The sequence below is a fragment of the Clostridium sp. CM042 genome (genome assembly GCF_055080995.1).
This window is the reverse complement of sequence record NZ_CM143646.1, coordinates 2,382,501-2,400,728: the sequence shown is the minus strand read 5'-3', so window position 1 is coordinate 2,400,728 and position 18,228 is coordinate 2,382,501. Positions and strand designations below refer to the sequence as shown.

Annotated in this window: 15 protein-coding genes, 2 rRNA genes and 1 other annotated feature (1 of these 18 cut by a window edge); of the genes, 14 read left to right on the top strand and 3 right to left on the bottom strand. The window is 33.8% G+C overall.

The annotated features are described in order from the left end of the window. Positions 1 to 77 precede the first annotated feature (77 nt). Together ACWJJ7_RS11325 and ACWJJ7_RS11320 are read left to right on the top strand one after the other, a co-directional pair. A complete protein-coding gene (locus ACWJJ7_RS11325) occupies positions 78 to 737 on the top strand; it encodes an AIM24 family protein (RefSeq protein ID WP_462962216.1) in 660 nt (219 codons plus the stop codon). Between the two features lie 13 nt (positions 738 to 750). Next, positions 751 to 1,560: a TerD family protein gene (locus ACWJJ7_RS11320; RefSeq protein ID WP_462962215.1), complete on the top strand. Its 810-nt coding sequence runs from the start codon at positions 751 to 753 to the stop codon at positions 1,558 to 1,560. Between the two features lie 111 nt (positions 1,561 to 1,671). Here the strand turns inward: ACWJJ7_RS11320 and ACWJJ7_RS11315 are convergent, their stop codons facing one another. Further along, the gene (locus tag ACWJJ7_RS11315; RefSeq protein WP_462962214.1) at positions 1,672 to 4,200 is read right to left on the bottom strand and encodes a YceG family protein; all 2,529 of its coding nucleotides are present in this window, start codon (positions 4,198 to 4,200) and stop codon (positions 1,672 to 1,674) included. A 250-nt stretch (positions 4,201 to 4,450) separates the two neighbouring features. Here ACWJJ7_RS11315 and ACWJJ7_RS11310 point away from each other — a divergent pair, with 250 nt between their 5' ends. From ACWJJ7_RS11310 to ACWJJ7_RS11295, 4 genes are all read left to right on the top strand, one after another. Next, positions 4,451 to 4,762: a hypothetical protein gene (locus ACWJJ7_RS11310; RefSeq protein WP_462962213.1), complete on the top strand. Its 312-nt coding sequence runs from the start codon at positions 4,451 to 4,453 to the stop codon at positions 4,760 to 4,762. 150 nt (positions 4,763 to 4,912) lie between these two features. Beyond that, entirely contained in the window at positions 4,913 to 5,617 is a 705-nt protein-coding gene (locus ACWJJ7_RS11305) for a glutaminyl-peptide cyclotransferase (RefSeq protein WP_462962212.1), read from the top strand. 108 nt (positions 5,618 to 5,725) lie between these two features. Beyond that, on the top strand, positions 5,726 to 5,953 hold the full coding sequence (locus tag ACWJJ7_RS11300) for a hypothetical protein (protein WP_462962211.1): 228 nt from the start codon (positions 5,726 to 5,728) through the stop codon (positions 5,951 to 5,953). Beyond that, positions 5,934 to 6,245 (top strand): YbjQ family protein, encoded by a 312-nt coding sequence (locus ACWJJ7_RS11295; protein WP_462962210.1) that lies wholly within the window; start codon positions 5,934 to 5,936, stop codon positions 6,243 to 6,245. The genes ACWJJ7_RS11300 and ACWJJ7_RS11295 overlap by 20 nt, the downstream gene beginning before the upstream one ends. A gap of 172 nt (positions 6,246 to 6,417) precedes the next feature. On the opposite strand, the gene asnA is transcribed toward ACWJJ7_RS11295, so the two are convergent. After that, positions 6,418 to 7,440 carry an aspartate--ammonia ligase gene (gene asnA, locus ACWJJ7_RS11290; RefSeq protein WP_462962209.1) on the bottom strand — a complete coding sequence of 341 codons (1,023 nt, stop codon included), beginning with the start codon at positions 7,438 to 7,440 and terminating at the stop codon, positions 6,418 to 6,420. 106 nt (positions 7,441 to 7,546) lie between these two features. Continuing rightward, positions 7,547 to 7,797 (bottom strand) — a binding site (T-box leader). A 140-nt stretch (positions 7,798 to 7,937) separates the two neighbouring features. Continuing rightward, positions 7,938 to 8,282, bottom strand: a complete 345-nt coding sequence (locus ACWJJ7_RS11285) for a hypothetical protein (protein WP_462962208.1) — start codon at positions 8,280 to 8,282, stop codon at positions 7,938 to 7,940. Between the two features lie 355 nt (positions 8,283 to 8,637). On the opposite strand from ACWJJ7_RS11285, the gene ACWJJ7_RS11280 reads away from it, so the two are divergent. The 8 genes from ACWJJ7_RS11280 to ACWJJ7_RS11245 form a co-directional block, all read left to right on the top strand. After that, entirely contained in the window at positions 8,638 to 9,105 is a 468-nt protein-coding gene (locus ACWJJ7_RS11280; RefSeq protein WP_462962207.1) for a VanZ family protein, read from the top strand. 266 nt (positions 9,106 to 9,371) lie between these two features. Further along, the gene (locus ACWJJ7_RS11275) at positions 9,372 to 9,896 is read left to right on the top strand and encodes an NUDIX domain-containing protein (RefSeq protein WP_462962206.1); all 525 of its coding nucleotides are present in this window, start codon (positions 9,372 to 9,374) and stop codon (positions 9,894 to 9,896) included. 58 nt (positions 9,897 to 9,954) lie between these two features. Next, positions 9,955 to 10,560: a histidine phosphatase family protein gene (locus tag ACWJJ7_RS11270; protein WP_462962205.1), complete on the top strand. Its 606-nt coding sequence runs from the start codon at positions 9,955 to 9,957 to the stop codon at positions 10,558 to 10,560. Positions 10,561 to 10,564: 4 nt separating this feature from the next. Beyond that, positions 10,565 to 10,705, top strand: a complete 141-nt coding sequence (locus ACWJJ7_RS11265) for a hypothetical protein (RefSeq protein ID WP_462962204.1) — start codon at positions 10,565 to 10,567, stop codon at positions 10,703 to 10,705. A gap of 314 nt (positions 10,706 to 11,019) precedes the next feature. Beyond that, positions 11,020 to 11,829 carry a hypothetical protein gene (locus tag ACWJJ7_RS11260; protein WP_462962203.1) on the top strand — a complete coding sequence of 270 codons (810 nt, stop codon included), beginning with the start codon at positions 11,020 to 11,022 and terminating at the stop codon, positions 11,827 to 11,829. Positions 11,830 to 11,933: 104 nt separating this feature from the next. Beyond that, positions 11,934 to 13,067 (top strand): pyridoxal-phosphate-dependent aminotransferase family protein, encoded by a 1,134-nt coding sequence (locus ACWJJ7_RS11255; protein ID WP_462962202.1) that lies wholly within the window; start codon positions 11,934 to 11,936, stop codon positions 13,065 to 13,067. A gap of 843 nt (positions 13,068 to 13,910) precedes the next feature. Further along, positions 13,911 to 15,436 (top strand): 16S ribosomal RNA (locus ACWJJ7_RS11250). 263 nt (positions 15,437 to 15,699) lie between these two features. Then, a 23S ribosomal RNA gene (locus tag ACWJJ7_RS11245) occupies positions 15,700 to 18,228 on the top strand; it runs 414 nt beyond the window's last position. Together the 16S and 23S rRNA genes form the textbook arrangement of a ribosomal RNA operon.

Below are 18,228 nucleotides of genomic sequence, written 5' to 3'. Positions count from 1 at the left end.
AAATAAATTTACAAAAATACATAGATTAAATAATTAGAAATTTTGTTATATTGAAATTAAGAAAGGAGTCAACATATATGTTTAATTTTAGAAATCATCAAGAGCTTACTTGCGTCGCCGAGGGAGATGGACACTTTTTCGCAAAAGCAGGTGCTATGGTGGCTTATAAGGGTAGGTTTACTCAAGAAAAAGTATTATTAGATACAAATAACACTCAAAGTATATTTAAATCTGTTATGAACCTAGCTGCTAGAAAGCTAACAGGTGAGAATATCCCTATTATGAAAGTAAATGGGCAGGGCAGTTATTATATGGCAGACAAAGCACAACATATTAGTATAATTACACTGCAGTCAGGTCAGAGCATAGGAGTTGAAGGAGAAAATTTACTCGCTTTTACACAAGGGTGTAAATATGGAGTTAGATTTATGGGATCAGGTGTAATATCTCAAAAGGGAATGTTTACATCAAATCTAACAGCCACTTCTAATAATCCGCAGGTAGTTATAACTACAAATGGAAATCCAATTATTTTAGAGTCGCCTTGCGTAGTAGATCCTGATGCAGTAGTATGCTGGACAGGCGCTGACCCTCATTTTAAAACGGATGTAAATTGGAAAACCTTTCTTGGACAAACATCTGGTGAATCCTATATGTTGGAGTTTAATTCTCAGGGTGAAACTGTAATTATCCAGCCTTGTGAAAGAGCTTCAGGATTAAATGTTTCAATAGATTAGGGGGTACGTGTTTGTGGATATAAATATTGATAATAGTAATAAAAAAATAATATCTCAAAAGAAACAATATGGAAAATTAACTGTTGAGACCGCAATTAGACCGGAAAACAAGTCAACTATAGTAATAGGGACAAATCAGAATACGAATAAAAACAATGTACGACCTAAAATTAGGTACGAGACTAAAGCAAATGCTACATTAAAGCAAAATAATAATATGGAAAAAAGAAGACTTGTGGATGTTACAAAAAGCATTAAATTAGCAAAAGGGCAAAAGCTAAGCTTAAATCAGAATGCTAAAAATCTTTCGGAATTAATAGTAACATTAGACTATAATATAATAAAAAATGGTTATAATGAGTTTGATTTAGATGCATCGGTATTTATGGTAGATATAAATGATAAAACAGCAGAAAAAGACTTTATTTTTTATGAAAACACTAAGAGCACTTGTGGCGGAATAGTAATTAAAAAGGATCATAATACTTATCTTAAAGAAGCTTATAATGAGTGCATACAGCTAGATTTAAATCTAATACCACCTCACATTCAAAAATTAGCTTTTACTGCAACTATATATGAAGCAAATGAGCGGCATCAAAACTTTGGACAGGTATCAGATGGATATTTTAGAATTATAGCGGGTGACAATAAACAAGAAATTCTAAACTATAAATTTAATGAGAATTTATCTGTAGAAACAGCCATCGTAGTAGCTGAGATATATAGATATAAAAACGAGTGGAAAATTAATTGCATAGGTAGTGGATTTAAAGGTGGGTTAGAAGCTTTGTGTAATAATTATGGGATAGAGACGATTTAGGAATTGATTGTTAACTTTGAATGTTACCAATATAAACATTGTATGAAACTTATATTTAAAATAAATAAGGGACTTTACTTAATAAGTCCCTTATTTGTTTTTTGAAAAAAATCATTTGAAGTTGAACATATTAGAGAAAAATTTTTTTGATTTTTCTTTGGTGTACTTTTTTTCGTTTTTAAAATCAGGTAAGGATAAATTAAAATTAACCTCCTCTAATCTATGAGTATCATAAAATTTTTCCTGGATTTTTTCTTCTATGTTATTATACCCAGTAGGAGTTAATATAGTAATGTCATATCCAAATATGTTCAAAAAACATAATACAATGGAATCCTCATCGCTAAAAATATTTTCATTATTATCATAAATAACAAGTTTAGGTATTTTTGAAGGGTAATCATACTGCTGAATTAGCTGTAGTATATTTTTATCAAGATTTAAGATGGTCATTAAAATCTTTAATTTGAATTCTTTATCTATAGTTTTTATTAGCATATCGGTTTTCATCAAATAATTTATTTTTTCTAAAATAATATGTTGCAGGGAAGTTTTTAAATAAGAAAATTTGTAACAGCTATGATTTTGTAGTTTTTGCTTATCAATTAACCCAGTATTATCAAATACAAAGGCTAAGGAGTATAAATCGGTTTTGGAGTAGGTTACCTTAGTAAAAGGAATTTCAGCTATAAATAATGTATTCTCCGATGATTTTAACTTAAAGAAATCATTCCAATAAAGATTCAAATCGCTATGTACACCGCTTATTTTCGCGAATAAGTTTGGCATATATACGGTGCTATTCTCTACTTTAAATCCTGTACGCAAACTAGAAGGTTCATCCCATAGAATTTTCAGTTCATAAAAGGTAGTTTTTAAGGTAGTAGGATGAGTTTCATATTCTTCAAATTGCCAAGGTTTATAAAAGCCATCGTCATCGGTATATAGTGCAGTTGATAATTCCCTTGAGGCTTTTAGGGCAATAGTTTCTTGTCTTATGAGTAATTCTTCTTTTGGAAATTCTTTTAAATGGGCTTTATATGGGAGTTCAAAGCTTTTTGAAAATAGATCACTATATTCTGTAATCTCTAAAATCATATCACGGAAGGAATTTATATATATAATATCACAGCCTAATCTAGATAAAAAAATCAAGAATAAAAGCTCATGTTTTTTAATATCACCATAATATATAACTTTAGGATTAAAAATTTCATCAGACGAAGTATTTTGAAAGTCAAAATTCTTCATAAGGTTTGGAACAAATTCATAAACCCAAGAAAGTAATTTCAAAGAAAAATTTCTAACTTTAGATAGATTTAAATTTTTCTCTTCCTTGCAGTACAAATCTAATATATAGCTAAAACTATTTGCCATAGAGCAATTTAATGTATGGTTACTCGTAGGGAAAACTTTGTGTTCTAAAAATAGAGCCGCGAGCTTACTGGTGAGTGATACATCAAAAGGATCTACATATTGCCATATGTTTAAAGTGATGGTGATTAATTTAGGATTAGAGCGTATGGGTATAGAGTCCGTAAACCTTAAATATAAATCTTCGAAGATACTAAAGTTTTTGTCTAATCTAAATAGGTCATTATAATAATCATCTTCATTTTGTTTTATTCCTATATACCTATAAAAATATACTGGGATAAAAGCAGAAGAGCCACCTAAAAATCCAATTCTTTTATTGGCAGGTAGGGTTAAATCATCAAATATATTCATGCTGCTTTTAAGGATAATGTTAATAGAATCTTTAAAGGTTATATCTAAAGATGAATTTCTATTTCCTACAACATGCCGTTTGTTTTGAGTAATAGTTTTTGGAGATCCACAAGTCTCCTCTTTTTTAGCTTTAGCATTAGTGAGGCTTTTTTTAAAATTAAGATTTATTAATGGTTCAGTTTTAGGTAAATTTATGAGTTTTGAATACATATTTTCTTTATCAATTTCAGGGAAATCCATATCGGATAGTGAATTAACATAAATCACATCACAACCTAGTTTGGATAAGAATATTAGAAAATATATTTCATGGTTTTTTATCTCACCATAAAAAAGGACTTTAGGATTAATAATATCTTTTTCAATTTTAGGATTATAATCAGAGTTTTGGAATAATTTTGGAACGAACTCTCCAATCCATCCTAAAAATTTAACAGCAAAATTCTTGATTACAGTTTCTGTAACATTAGGTTTATTTACTAAATAAAGAGCTAAGGTTTCGTCAAAACTACTTTCAATATAATCATCGAGGAAGTTGTTTTTTATGTTCGGCAGTAGTCCTTTAGTTTTAAGAATACTAATTAAAGTATTTCTTTGGAGTGGATTGGAACTAAGAAGTCCATCCCAGGGTATTTGTAATATAGAGGTAGATAAAATTGTCATTGGTATTCCTGAGGTGAATTTTAAATATGAACTTTGAAGTGAAGTCAGCTCATCGTTTAGTTTATGTAAATTCTCATAATAGAGTTCTTTATTTTCACAAGTGCCAATATATCTATAAAAATAAATAGGTATATTAGGTGATTTTGATCTAATAAACCCAGGACGTTTATTTACAGCAACAAATATATCTTTAAATAAATTTTGTGATTCTAAAATAGATGTACTTATCTGTTTTCTAGTATTAATCAAAGTTTAACCCCCAATCTTATTTCTAGATCTATAGTACAGACTGATATAGATCTAGAAAATAAAATTAAATTTATAAAAAGAAATTTAATAATAAAATGAGATTTTATTTATTAAAAATAATATACAGTTATTATAACTAGTTTATCATTTAATGTATAAAAACACTATAAAACTCTAAGGCTAATAATAGAAATATGAAAGAAAATAAAGAAATACTATAAATATACTAAGACAGAGAGGATGTTATAAATTGAAAATAAATGAATCACTAGTATGCCCAAAATGTAATAGTAAAAACTTCGAAATAAAACATGAAGCAACTTATCTCTATACATATAAAATAGATACAGTAAATATAAATATAGATGATGAAGGAGCAGAAAATCTTCCGTTTTTATTTGATAATAGAGAACAGACCTGCTTCAAGGAATTTATAGAATGTAATCAGTGTGGCACCAAATATCCTTGCTGCTTTGATAAAGACAATCAAACTGTAGATTTGACTATAATGAAAAAAGCAATAAGAGCAGACAATATAAAAAAACCTGAATTCCTTGGATGAAAATTCAGGGTCAACTTTTATAATTTGTATTTATAGGAGCATATCATGCGAAATGTGGTTCTAATAATGTATTTTGGGTCACACTAATATAGCTATTGAAATATACATATAATAAATATAAAATATAAATTATTTAGGGAAGTGAGGGTTATGATATATTTCAATAATGTTCCAAGATATTCTTATAATATTATAAACACTTATCCACATGATGTTAATGCTTTTACCGAGGGGTTAGTATATGAATCTGGGTTTCTTTATGAAAGCACCGGAAGAATTAATGAGTCCACACTACGTAAAGTAGATTTGCAAACAGGAGAAATTTTAAAGTTACACAAATTAGATGGAAATTATTTTGGCGAAGGAATTACACTTTATAATGATAAAATTTTTCAGCTAACATGGAAATCTAATGTGGGATTTATTTATAATAAAGATACTTTTAACCTAATTAATAAGTTTTACTATAATACAGAAGGGTGGGGAATTACTCACAACGATGAGCATTTAATTATGAGTGATGGTACAGATGAAATATATTTTTTAAATCCCCAAAATTTTAAAAAGGAGTATAGTATTAAAGTACATGATGAATTTAGGTCTATTAAAAAACTAAATGAATTGGAGTTTATTAAAGGGGAAATTTATGCGAATGTATGGAAATGTGATAAAGTTGCTAGAATTTGTCCTCATAGTGGGAAAATAACTGGATGGATAGACCTTAAAGGACTGCTAAGTCCTAAAGAATGTAGGAGGGCAGGTAGACTGAATGGAATAACGTATGATAAAAAAAATAATCGCACTTTTGTAACTGGAAAGATGTGGCCTAAAATATTTGAGATAAAATTAATTTAGAGATGTGTTAATTTATTATTATAAATCACCTATAGATAAATAATTCCAATTGTTTCATATGTGTTGTATAATATAAATAATAAATAATTTTGGGATGAGGGAGTTAAGATGAAGAAAATCATTATAACTATAGTTATAACACTAATTTTTGTTATAATAGCTGGAGGCTATACTATAGGTATATTTTATACAATAGTAGAGGATGGAGGGCCAGCTTTCTTACTACCACTATCAGTAATTATTTTTATAGGAATTATAGGAGTGTTAATTTATAACATGTATGAAAGAATAAAGGAAATAAGAAGGGGTGATGAAAATGATATTAGTAAATACTGATTATATTAGTGGCAAAGATATAGAGACTAGTTCTATTGTTAAAGGCTCAGTTGTATGGTCAAAAAATGTTGGTAAGGATATCTTAAGTAGTTTTAAAACCTTAGTTGGAGGAGAAATTAAAAGTTATTCAGAGATGATGAATGAAGCTAGGGCTATAGCAACAAAACGTATGGTAGAAGAAGCAGAAGGTTTGGGTGCTGATGGTATCATTAATATAAGATATGCAACTAGCGCTATAATGCAAGGGGCTGCAGAAGTTATTGCTTATGGCACTGCAGTAAAATGTAAATAGTAATAAATTATAAATATTACAAAAATAACTTTAGAAAAATACTGTAATAGTTAGTTACAGTGTTTTTCTAAAGTTAATCTTTTTTTGAACAATATTTAGTTCTATCTTTGTTATAGTATGGAAATACAACTTATAGAAGTGGTATTTCCTTCTGAAATATCGTTAAATGTTGTTAAAGTAAAACTATATTCTCTTCTATACAATCGGTTATCATTTCATCTGGCCATATTGAAGCGTGAACTTCACCAATATGAGCCTTGTTTAGGAAATACATGCACATTCTAGATTGACCTATGCCACCACCCACAGTATATGGGAGCTTACCTTCCATTAACAGCTTATGGAATTCTAATGTACAACGTTTCTCGCAACCGGATAATGCAAGTTGATTTTTTAGTGCTATTTCATCAACTCTTATTCCCATAGAGGAAAGTTCAAAGGCTTTTTCTAGTATTGGATACCAGAATACTATATCTCCATTAAGTGACCAATCATCATAGTCAGGAGCTCTACCATCATGCTTTTCACCAGATTTTAGTGCACCACCAATTTGCATTATAAATACTGCAAGTTTTTCTTTACATATGGCATCTTCTCTTTCTTTTGGAGTAAGAGAAGGGTACATATCCTCTAGTTCTTGTGTAGTTATGAAGAAAATTTCTTCAGGTAAAAATTTTTTTATTTCAGGGTATAATTTGTGGATATGGTCTTGGGTATCTTTAAAAACATTATAAATACTAGTTACAATTTCTTTTAATTTATCTAAAGTTCTTTCTTTTTTAAGAATAACTTTTTCCCAATCCCATTGGTCTACATATATAGAGTGAAGGTTATCTAAATCTTCATCACGTCTTATAGCGTTCATATCAGTATATAGTCCTTCTTCGACCTCAAAGTTATATCTATATAAAGCCATTCGCTTCCACTTAGCTAAAGAATGTACGATTTCGATAGGTGTAACAGGCATAGCTTTCATATCAAAGGAAACAGCACGTTCGATACCGCTTAGGTTATCATTTAAACCAGTACTAGATTTTACGAAAAGAGGAGCTGAGACTCTTGTAAGAGATAACTCTTTTGATAGTCTATTTTCAAAATAATCTTTTAATTGTTTAATAGCAATTTCCGTATGCTTTAATCCAAGAAGTGGATTGTATTCAGTGGGAATTGCAAGTCCTTTTTTATAAGTTATCATAAATAAAACCTCCTAGTAATTTTGTGATTTTTTTGTGATGATTAGAATGGTCGTGTTAAATAATCTTCAAAATTTAAACAAAAAACAAAAAACCTTTCATCCTAGTTTCTAGGACGAAAGGTTAGACTTCCGTGGTACCACCTAAATTAGCTGAAAAGCTCACTCATAATCAGTACGGAAACGAAGTCTCGATACTGTCCTACATATAACGGTTAGGCTCCGTCCATACCTAATTTCACAAGGATTTCAGCTGGAAACTCAGAGATGTTCTTCAACATAGGCTTCGTATGGAACTTACACTATAATCCACTCGCTTTAACTACTTCCTACATTTACTCTTCTCGTCACAGTTTTTAGAAAAATAACTTTAAATCATTTTAACTTGCAAGATAAGATTTGTCAACATGCAAAAACAAATATTTTTGGTTAGGTTTAGAAACAACATTAATAACATGAAAATTTAAAAAAATGCAAAATATATTTCCCCAATTTATAGTTTAAGGAAGATATGAAAAACGATACAAATACATGAATATCAATATCGGAAAAACTAGTAGAATTAATATAAGCATGAATAAAGATACTATTTTACCGAAAGTCGCCGCTAAATTGTTCTTAAACTTATAACCCAAAATAAATGATGGTATAAAAAATATTAAAGAATAGAATATTGTATAATGTATTTCGATATTACCATTTGACCATGAGTTTAATCCTATAAATTCTAATAAAATATCTCCATAGTCACCATAATCTCTAGAAAAGAAAACAAATAATATTCCAATGGCACACAATAATAAAGAACGTGAACCTAGTCCTATTCTCTTACTATCTTTGCTCATAATTAACACCTCATATGGATAATATTTTTATAATTGCTAGTTCACTATAAATTACAGTTGGTTCGTTATTCAATTATATACCATGCAAATATAATCTTAAAATATTTAACAAAAATATATATAAATCGATTTCCCGATTCTAAAATTTTTTAACTTTGTGCCAGAATGCGATGTATGTGACTGAACTAATAAATGTTTGGGTTTTACAGGGTACGTCTCTGTGTTAAAGGACTGTAACAATTACATGATGTTACTTAAGTTTCTAAAGGGTTAGTTATTGACAAGTATATTTAGTTAAATCATAATTGAAGTATTAATAAATAAAATTTAGTGAAATAATTGAGGGGTGCGTATTATGAAGAGAAAACATATAGATTGGATTTTGGTTATAGGTTGGATGATATTAATATTTTTGTTTTCTAACCAAGTTGGAGAAGTATCAAGTGGAAATAATAAATTTGTTGTAGCTGTATTCGATTTGCTTGGATTAGATTTAAATAGCATATTTGGGACTATGAGTGATTTTATAGTTAGAAAAGCAGCCCATTTTACTGAATATTTTATTTTGTGTTTTCTGTTATATAGAGCTATAAATACAAAGAAAAATATAGACATTAAAGTTTTTATTAAGGTTATATTGATTGTGTTTTTATATGCATGTTCAGATGAGTTCCATCAAGCTTTTGTCCCAGGAAGAGGACCTGCCTTTCGAGATGTGTTAATAGATACTTGTGGAGGCCTTACCGCATTCTTGACGATGTATATTTGTGTCACATTAAAAAAAAGATCTTCTTCAAATAAAGACCGGACTAAATTAAAATAAATATTTTCTGAAAAAACTAACGGGTTTTATAATAAATGTAGAGGGGTAACAAAAGATAATTGGTTCTTAAATATGGAATCTACATCTCCTGTTAATAGGAGAAGTAGTTAAAATGGGTGAGTATTTCAAAAACCAAATATATAATTGGGGTTATAATGAAGCTGAGTAAATAATATGATTTTATAGTTAGGAGAAATCACAGAGAAAACATATATTAATAGTGCATTTAAAGTAAATCCAAATTTAAATAGGGTAGGTAAAATAAAATGGAGTTAATAAAAGAGATATATGAAAAGGATATTGGTTACAATTGTGAAAATATAGATATTACTTATAAGCTCAGGAAAGCATCAAGAGCGGTTGTATTAAACGATTCACGGAAAATAGCTTTATTATATGTATCAAAGAATAACTATCACAAGTTGCCAGGTGGAGGAATTGAAGCAGGCGAAGACCGAAATTTTGCTTTAAATCGTGAGGTTATGGAAGAAGCAGGAGCTAATATTGACATTTTAGGTGAAGTAGGTACAATCATAGAATATAAAAATATGCAAAAATTACTGCAAATATCATATTGCTTCTATTCTAAAGTTAAAGGAGATATTAAACAACCATCATTCACAGATGAGGAAATAAATAATGGATTTCAATTAAAATGGGTTGAATTAGATGAAGCTATATTTATTCTTGAGAATGATACACCAAATAATTATATTGGTAAATTCATTCAAATCAGAGATTTATTGTTTATAAAAAGGGCAAAAGGTATTTTAAAGAGCAAAAACATATAATAAATATAAACTATTTGGTATTATGTATTATCTTATTATAGTAAGAGGATGGGTTAAAATGAAAATATATATAACAAGACATGGGGAAACAGAATGGAATAAAGAAGTCAGAATGCAGGGATGGAAGGATTCTAATTTAACTGAAAAAGGGATCGATAATGCTAAAAAGCTTGGCGTGAGTTTAAAAGATATAGATTTTGATTATATTTATTGTAGCCCACTGGGAAGAGCTGTTGATACAGCAAACTACATTAGAGGAAATAAGGATACGGAAATAATTAAAATTGAATCTTTAAAAGAAATGGGATTTGGTATATGGGAAGGCATGGAGAATGAAAAAGTAAAAGAATTATATCCTTTGCAGCAGTTTAATTTTTGGAATAAGCCTTATTTGTATCAACCTGTAGAGGGGGAAGGCTTTGATCAATTGATTAATAGAGTAAAAAAAATATTGTATGACATTACTAGTAATACTACTGGTGAAAACATTTTAATAGTATCACATACACTTGTAATAAAGGCAATCTATTTAATAATCAAGAATTATTCTCTTGAGGAATTTTGGAATAAACCGTTTATGTATGATACATGTTTGACTGTATTAGAAGTGGAAGATAAGAAAATTGAAATTATTTTAGAGGCTGATATTTCACATTTAAATTAAGTATATGTATAAAAAAACAGCATATGTGAATTATAAAGATACTATAGAAAATATAAATAAGGTTATAAACAAAATTGTCCACATTAAACCAAGAAAATTAGGTTTAGTGTGGACAATTTTGTTTATAGGTGTATCATCAATTTAATATGAATATGTAGGTTTATTTGTATTGGTACCTATATTAATTAATTTTAAATTTATTTATTTCAGTCGCTAATTGCTCTGCTAATATTTGAAGTTCACTTAAATGTTTTGTAAACTCTTCCATAGTAGCTGTTATTTCTTCTGATATAGATGAGATATTTTCGGTTGAAAACTGTTAAGTAGAAGGATAATTTGGAGTAATAATAGTCTATAGTGTTATGATATTTGATATAATTACATTTAAGTCAAAAGGTTAGAGTAACGAGTTATTGGGATTGAAGATAGAAATGAAGCAAAATTTGAAAGGGTGATTAAATGAATGTCTTAATAAATTTAATAATAAAGGCATCGCTAGATACGCTATATATGACAGGAATGATAATTCTTGTAGGATTTATTTTGGGGGTTTTAAGAAATCGTTCAATAGAAAATTTTCAACGAAGTTTAGGGTGGAAGGCGGTCGCCATTACCGCTATTATAGGTGTCCCCATACACGAAATTTCGCATGCTATTTTATGTTTTTTCTTTAGACACAAAATTACTAAATTGGTATTAATACAAAGAAGAGATGAAAATGGTGTACTTGGATATGTAAATCATGCTTATAATCCTAATAGTGTATATCAACAAACAGGTAATTTTTTCATTGGTATTGCACCTATATTCGGAGGGATATTCTCTATAATTGCTTTAATGCACACCATAATTCCTAAGGTATATAATGAATTTATAAATATATCTGTGAATAATTTATACATAACTAAAATAAATGATGTTGCAATAAATGGAATACTTGATTCTTATGTAGATTTAATAAAAACAATTTTTTCAATTAAGAACTTTGCTAATCCATGCTTTATATTATTTTTATTTTTAGCTATATGTATTTCATCTCATATATCGTTGAGCTCTGCGGATATTAAAGGGGCTTCTAAGGGATTGTTTATAATATTCCTGATAATATTAGTTCTTAACGTCCTTGGGTTTTCAAGATTTGTTGTGGCGGAAAGTATATTAAAATACAACATTATATTAGTAGGATTTTTGATAGTATCATTGATTTTTTCAAGTATAACTTACATTGTAAGTTTACTGATATCATTAATGTATAGAATTTTTATTTAGTTATACATTATATAGTATTGTATGGATACATTTTTTATAATCTATTAATAGTGATATAATTTTTAATATAAGAAGATAAACTACAGTTTAAGGGAGTGAAGATTATGAAAGTGTCTCAAATAATGACTCCAGGACCAACGGAGGTAAGAGAGAACGTCAGGATGGCCAGAGCTCTAGCTACTACTAATCCAGATTTAGATTTACAGTTTTATGAATTTTACAAAGAAACTTGTGAGGAAATAGGTCGGTTTTTAAAAACTAATAACGAAGTTAGAATATTAAGTGGTGAGGGGATTTTAAGTCTTGAGGCTGCATGTGCATCTCTTACTGAAAATGATGATAGGGTGTTGGTAATTGATAATGGAATATTTGGAGAAGGGTTTGCTGATTTTGTTAAGATGTACGGTGGAGAAGCGGTTTTTTTTAAAGGGAACAGGAAATGTAAGATAGATATAACAGAACTTGAAAAATTTCTTGAAAAAGACCATAACTTTAAATATGCTACGGTAGTACATTGTGATACGCCTTCAGGAGTTTTAAATGACATAGAGAAAATATGTCATTTACTAAAGAAAAGGGGTATATTAACGGTGGTAGATAGTGTAGCAGCTATGGGTGGAGAAGATATAAGAGTGGATGAATGGAAAATAGATATAGCATTAGGTGCTTCGCAGAAATGCGTTTCCGCTCCAGCAGGTCTCACTTTCTTAAGTATCAGTGAAGATGCATTTAAATTAATGCAACGGAGAAAAAAACCAATAGCTTCTTACTATTGTAATTTACTTCTATGGAAGAGTTACTACGAAAACAAATGGTTTCCATATACACCACCAATAAGTGATATCGTTGGACTAAGACAGGCTATTGATAATATACTGGAGGATAAAGAGATAATTTTGAGACATAATTCTATTGGTAAAGCTACAAGAAAAGCTGTAATAGAAGCAGGCCTTAATTTATATATAAAAGAGGGCTATTCTAATACGGTAACAGTTATAGAAATACCTGAGGCTATAAATGATAAAGAACTATTAAAACACATGGTTGATGAATTTAACGTGTTTATAGCTGGTTCATTTGGATATCTACAGGGGAAAGTAATAAGAATAGGACATATGGGAGAAAATGCGAAAAGGGATAAAGTGGCATATACTTTACTTGCATTACAACACTCATTAAAAGCACTGGGTTTTGAGTGTGAAAAAAATATGGCTGAAGTTTTTTTAAATGAAGTATAATTAAATAATTCATTTTTATAACAAACATAAATGATAAGTATAAGATGTAGAATAAATTATAAGCCGGTGAGGAATCATCGGCTGAACTAAAGGCAAACCCTAAAATTTCTAATAGCTATATTCTAGCTCTAATGATATTCCAAAACAGGGAGTAGTTATTGAAGAGGCGGGATTAACCTATATTAATTTGAACATAAAAATGATCGGAAAATTGTAAGGGATATTAAATTAGAAATTTTAAACGAAAATTATAATAATATAGAGGATTTAATTAAAATGATGCTATTGTATATGTCTTAAGGGCATTAAAAGATTAAATACAATGTAATTTGAGTATGTTATAGATAAAAACAAAGTATACTAATCCTAGTGTATCAGTGTGAAAAAAACTTGACAATTAGTAGTATTATGAAGAATGTTGAGTATAATTGCCATATTTAACGAATTGGCGTGAATGTGCCATATGTGTATATGATAGAATACTCCTTGTCGTAGCGAATGAGTTACGATAAAGGTAAAGATTGATAAGTCAACATTTAATACTTTAAAAATACATTTTAAAAATATTTAAAATGTTGTTGACGAAACAAACAATACCTAGTAGAATAGTAAAAGTCGTCGGTTGACGACAAGCAACAAATTGGTCTTTGAAAATTAAACAGAGAAATAGGTAAAGATAGCGAAATAATATTTCGTTAAACCAGTTAATTACTTTAGTATAAAGTAAAATTTAGTCGTAAGACTAAAAAGTATGTAATGAGCTTGCGAATCAACCTAACGGTTGCTTAACCATCTTAACAGTTGGCGCAGATTAATCATTTCAACTGAAAAAGTGTAAACTTTTAAATTGAGAGTTTGATCCTGGCTCAGGACGAACGCTGGCGGCGTGCCTAACACATGCAAGTCGAGCGATGATTCGTCTCCTTCGGGAGACGTTGATTAGCGGCGGACGGGTGAGTAACACGTGGGTAACCTGCCTCAAAGAGGGGAATAGCCTCCCGAAAGGGAGATTAATACCGCATAATATGTTTTGGTCGCATGATCGAAACATCAAAGGATTTTTCTTCGGAAAATTCCACTTTGAGATGGACCCGCGGCGCATTAGCTAGTTGGTGAGGTAACGGCTCACCAAGGCGACGATGCGTAGCCGACCTGAGAGGGTGATCGGCCACATTGGAACTGAGACACGGTCCAGACTCCTACGGGAGGCAGCAGTGGGGAATATTGCGCAATGGGGGAAACCCTGACGCAGCAACGCCGCGTGAATGATGAAGGCCTTCGGGTTGTAAAGTTCTGTCTTCTGGGACGATAATGACGGTACCAGAGGAGGAAGCCACGGCTAACTACGTGCCAGCAGCCGCGGTAATACGTAGGTGGCAAGCGTTGTCCGGATTTACTGGGCGTAAAGGATGCGTAGGCGGACATTTAAGTCAGATGTGAAATACCCGAGCTTAACTTGGGTGCTGCATTTGAAACTGGGTGTCTAGAGTGCAGGAGAGGTAAGTGGAATTCCTAGTGTAGCGGTGAAATGCGTAGAGATTAGGAAGAACACCAGTGGCGAAGGCGACTTACTGGACTGTAACTGACGCTGAGGCATGAAAGCGTGGGGAGCAAACAGGATTAGATACCCTGGTAGTCCACGCCGTAAACGATGAATACTAGGTGTCGGGGGTCGAACCTCGGTGCCGCCGTTAACACATTAAGTATTCCGCCTGGGGAGTACGATCGCAAGATTAAAACTCAAAGGAATTGACGGGGGCCCGCACAAGCAGCGGAGCATGTGGTTTAATTCGAAGCAACGCGAAGAACCTTACCTAGACTTGACATCCCCTGCATAACCCAGAGATGGGTGAAGTCCTTCGGGACAGGGTGACAGGTGGTGCATGGTTGTCGTCAGCTCGTGTCGTGAGATGTTGGGTTAAGTCCCGCAACGAGCGCAACCCTTATCATTAGTTGCTACCATTAAGTTGAGCACTCTAGTGAGACTGCCCGGGTTAACCGGGAGGAAGGTGGGGATGACGTCAAATCATCATGCCCCTTATGTCTAGGGCTACACACGTGCTACAATGGTGAGTACAAAGAGATGCAAGACCGCAAGGTGGAGCCAAACTCAAAAACTCATCCCAGTTCGGATTGTAGGCTGCAACTCGCCTACATGAAGCCGGAGTTGCTAGTAATCGCGAATCAGCATGTCGCGGTGAATACGTTCCCGGGCCTTGTACACACCGCCCGTCACACCATGAGAGTTGGTAACACCCGAAGTCCGTGAGGTAACCGTAAGGAGCCAGCGGCCGAAGGTGGGATTGATGATTGGGGTGAAGTCGTAACAAGGTAGCCGTAGGAGAACCTGCGGCTGGATCACCTCCTTTCTAGGGAGTAGATGTATTGACTTCGGTCGATGCAATATCTATTGTAATTAATCGTACCTAGTTCTCTGTTTAATTTTGAGAGACTAATTTTAGTTAACTCTTAGGAGTTAGCTAATTAATAGTTTTTCTTAAAATGTTCTTTGAAAATTGCACAGTGAAAAAAGTTGTTTTAAAAAAATTAAAACTATGAAAATAGTTTATGAATTGATTTAATACAATTTCGCAAAATTAATATAACCGTCTATGTAAATAGACAGAATCAAGGTCAAGCTACAAAGGGCGCATGGCGAATGCCTTGGCACTAGGAGCCGAAGAAGGACGCGTTAAGCTGCGATAAGCTTTGGGTAGGCGCAAATAGCCTGTGATCCAAAGATTTCCGAATGGGGGAACCCACATAGTAACAACTATGTACTGCATACTGAATAAATAGGTATGCAGAGGTAGACCCGGGGAACTGAAACATCTAAGTACCCGGAGGAAGAGAAAGAAATATCGATTTCCTAAGTAGCGGCGAGCGAAAGGGAAAGAGCCCAAACCCAGGTCTTTGACCTGGGGGTTGAGGATAGATCATAAATACTGCAATTCCTTAATTGAAGATAGCTGGAAAGCTGCTCCGCAGAAGGTAATAGGCCTGTAAATGAAAAGGAAAAACAGTCAGATCTAATCCAGAGTACCACGAGACACGTGAAACCTTGTGGGAAGCTGGGAGGACCACCTCCCAAGGCTAAATACTACCTAGTGACCGATAGTGAAGAAGTACCGTGAGGGAAAGGTGAAAAGAACCCCGGAAGGGGAGTGAAATAGAACCTGAAACCGTGTGCCTACAACCGGTCGAAGCACTTTATATGTGTGACGGCGTGCTTTTTGTAGAACGAGCCAACGAGTTACGATATGTAGCAAGGTTAAGTACTTAAGGTACGGAGCCGAAGGGAAACCAAGTCTGAATAGGGCGTTGTGAACGCAAGTTCACGAAGTTGCATGTCGTAGACCCGAAACCGGGTGACCTATCCATGGCCAGGATGAAGCGGAAGTAAAATTCCGTGGAGGTCCGAACCACGTTGGTGTTGAAAAACCATGGGATGAGCTGTGGATAGCGGAGAAATTCCAATCGAACTCGGAGATAGCTGGTTCTCCTCGAAATAGCTTTAGGGCTAGCGTCGATTAATTGAGTAATGGAGGTAGAGCACTGAATGGGCTAGGGGCTGACAACAGTTACTGAACCCTATCAAACTCCGAATGCCATATACTTTTATTTCGGCAGTCAGACTGCGAATGATAAGATCCGTAGTCAAAAGGGAAACAGCCCAGACCATCAGCTAAGGTCCCAAAGTGTAAGTTAAGTGGAAAAGGATGTGGGATTTCTAAGACAACTAGGATGTTGGCTCAGAAGCAGCCACTCATTTAAAGAGTGCGTAATAGCTCACTAGTCAAGAGATCCTGCGCCGAAGATGTCCGGGGCTAAAACTTACCACCGAAGCTATGGGTGTACACAATTGTGTACGCGGTAGAGGAGCTTTCTGTACTGGCTGAAGTCATACCGTAAGGAGTGGTGGACGGTACAGAAGTGAGAATGTTGGCATGAGTAGCGAGAGTTAAGTGAGAATCTTAACGGTCGAAAACCTAAGGTTTCCTGAGGAAGGCTCGTCCTCTCAGGGTTAGTCGGGACCTAAGCCGAGGCCGAAAGGCGTAGGTGATGGACAATCGGTTGATATTCCGATACCACCAATGGACGTTATTAGAAATGGGATGACGCAGGAGGATAAGATGTGCACACTATTGGATGTGTGTCTAAGCATTTAGGCGGAGCAAGCAGGCAAATCCGTTTGCTCTTAACGCTGAGATGTGATGGGGAAGGGAATTTATTCCCGAAGTATCTGATTCCACGCTGCCAAGAAAAGTCTCTATCGAGGATATTGGTGCCCGTACCGCAAACCGACACAGGTAGGTGAGGAGAGAATCCTAAGACCATCGGAAGAATTGTTGTTAAGGAACTCGGCAAATTGACCCCGTAACTTCGGGAGAAGGGGTGCCTACGTAAGTAGGTCGCAGAGAATAGGCCCAAGCAACTGTTTAGCAAAAACACAGGTCTCTGCTAAAGCGAAAGCTGATGTATAGGGGCTGACGCCTGCCCGGTGCTGGAAGGTTAAGGGGATTACTTAGCGCAAGCGAAGGTATGAACTTAAGCCCCAGTAAACGGCGGCCGTAACTATAACGGTCCTAAGGTAGCGAAATTCCTTGTCGGGTAAGTTCCGACCCGCACGAATGGCGTAATGATTTGGGCACTGTCTCAACAACACATCCGGCGAAATTGTAGTGCAAGTGAAGATGCTTGCTACCCGCGATTGGACGGAAAGACCCCGTAGAGCTTTACTGTAGCTTAGCATTGAATTTCGGTATTGTCTGTACAGGATAGGTGGGAGACTGAGAAACATGGGCGTCAGCCTGTGTGGAGTCATCCTTGGGATACCACCCTGACAGTACTGAGGTTCTAACTGGAGGCCATGAATCTGGTCACAGGACATTGTTAGGTGGGCAGTTTGACTGGGGCGGTCGCCTCCAAAAAAGTAACGGAGGCGCCCAAAGGTTCCCTCAGCGCGGTTGGAAATCGCGCGAAGAGTGCAAAGGCAGAAGGGAGCCTGACTGCGACACTTACAAGTGGAGCAGGGACGAAAGTCGGGCTTAGTGATCCGGTGGTACCTCGTGGGAGGGCCATCGCTCAACGGATAAAAGCTACCTCGGGGATAACAGGCTGATCTCCCCCAAGAGTCCACATCGACGGGGAGGTTTGGCAC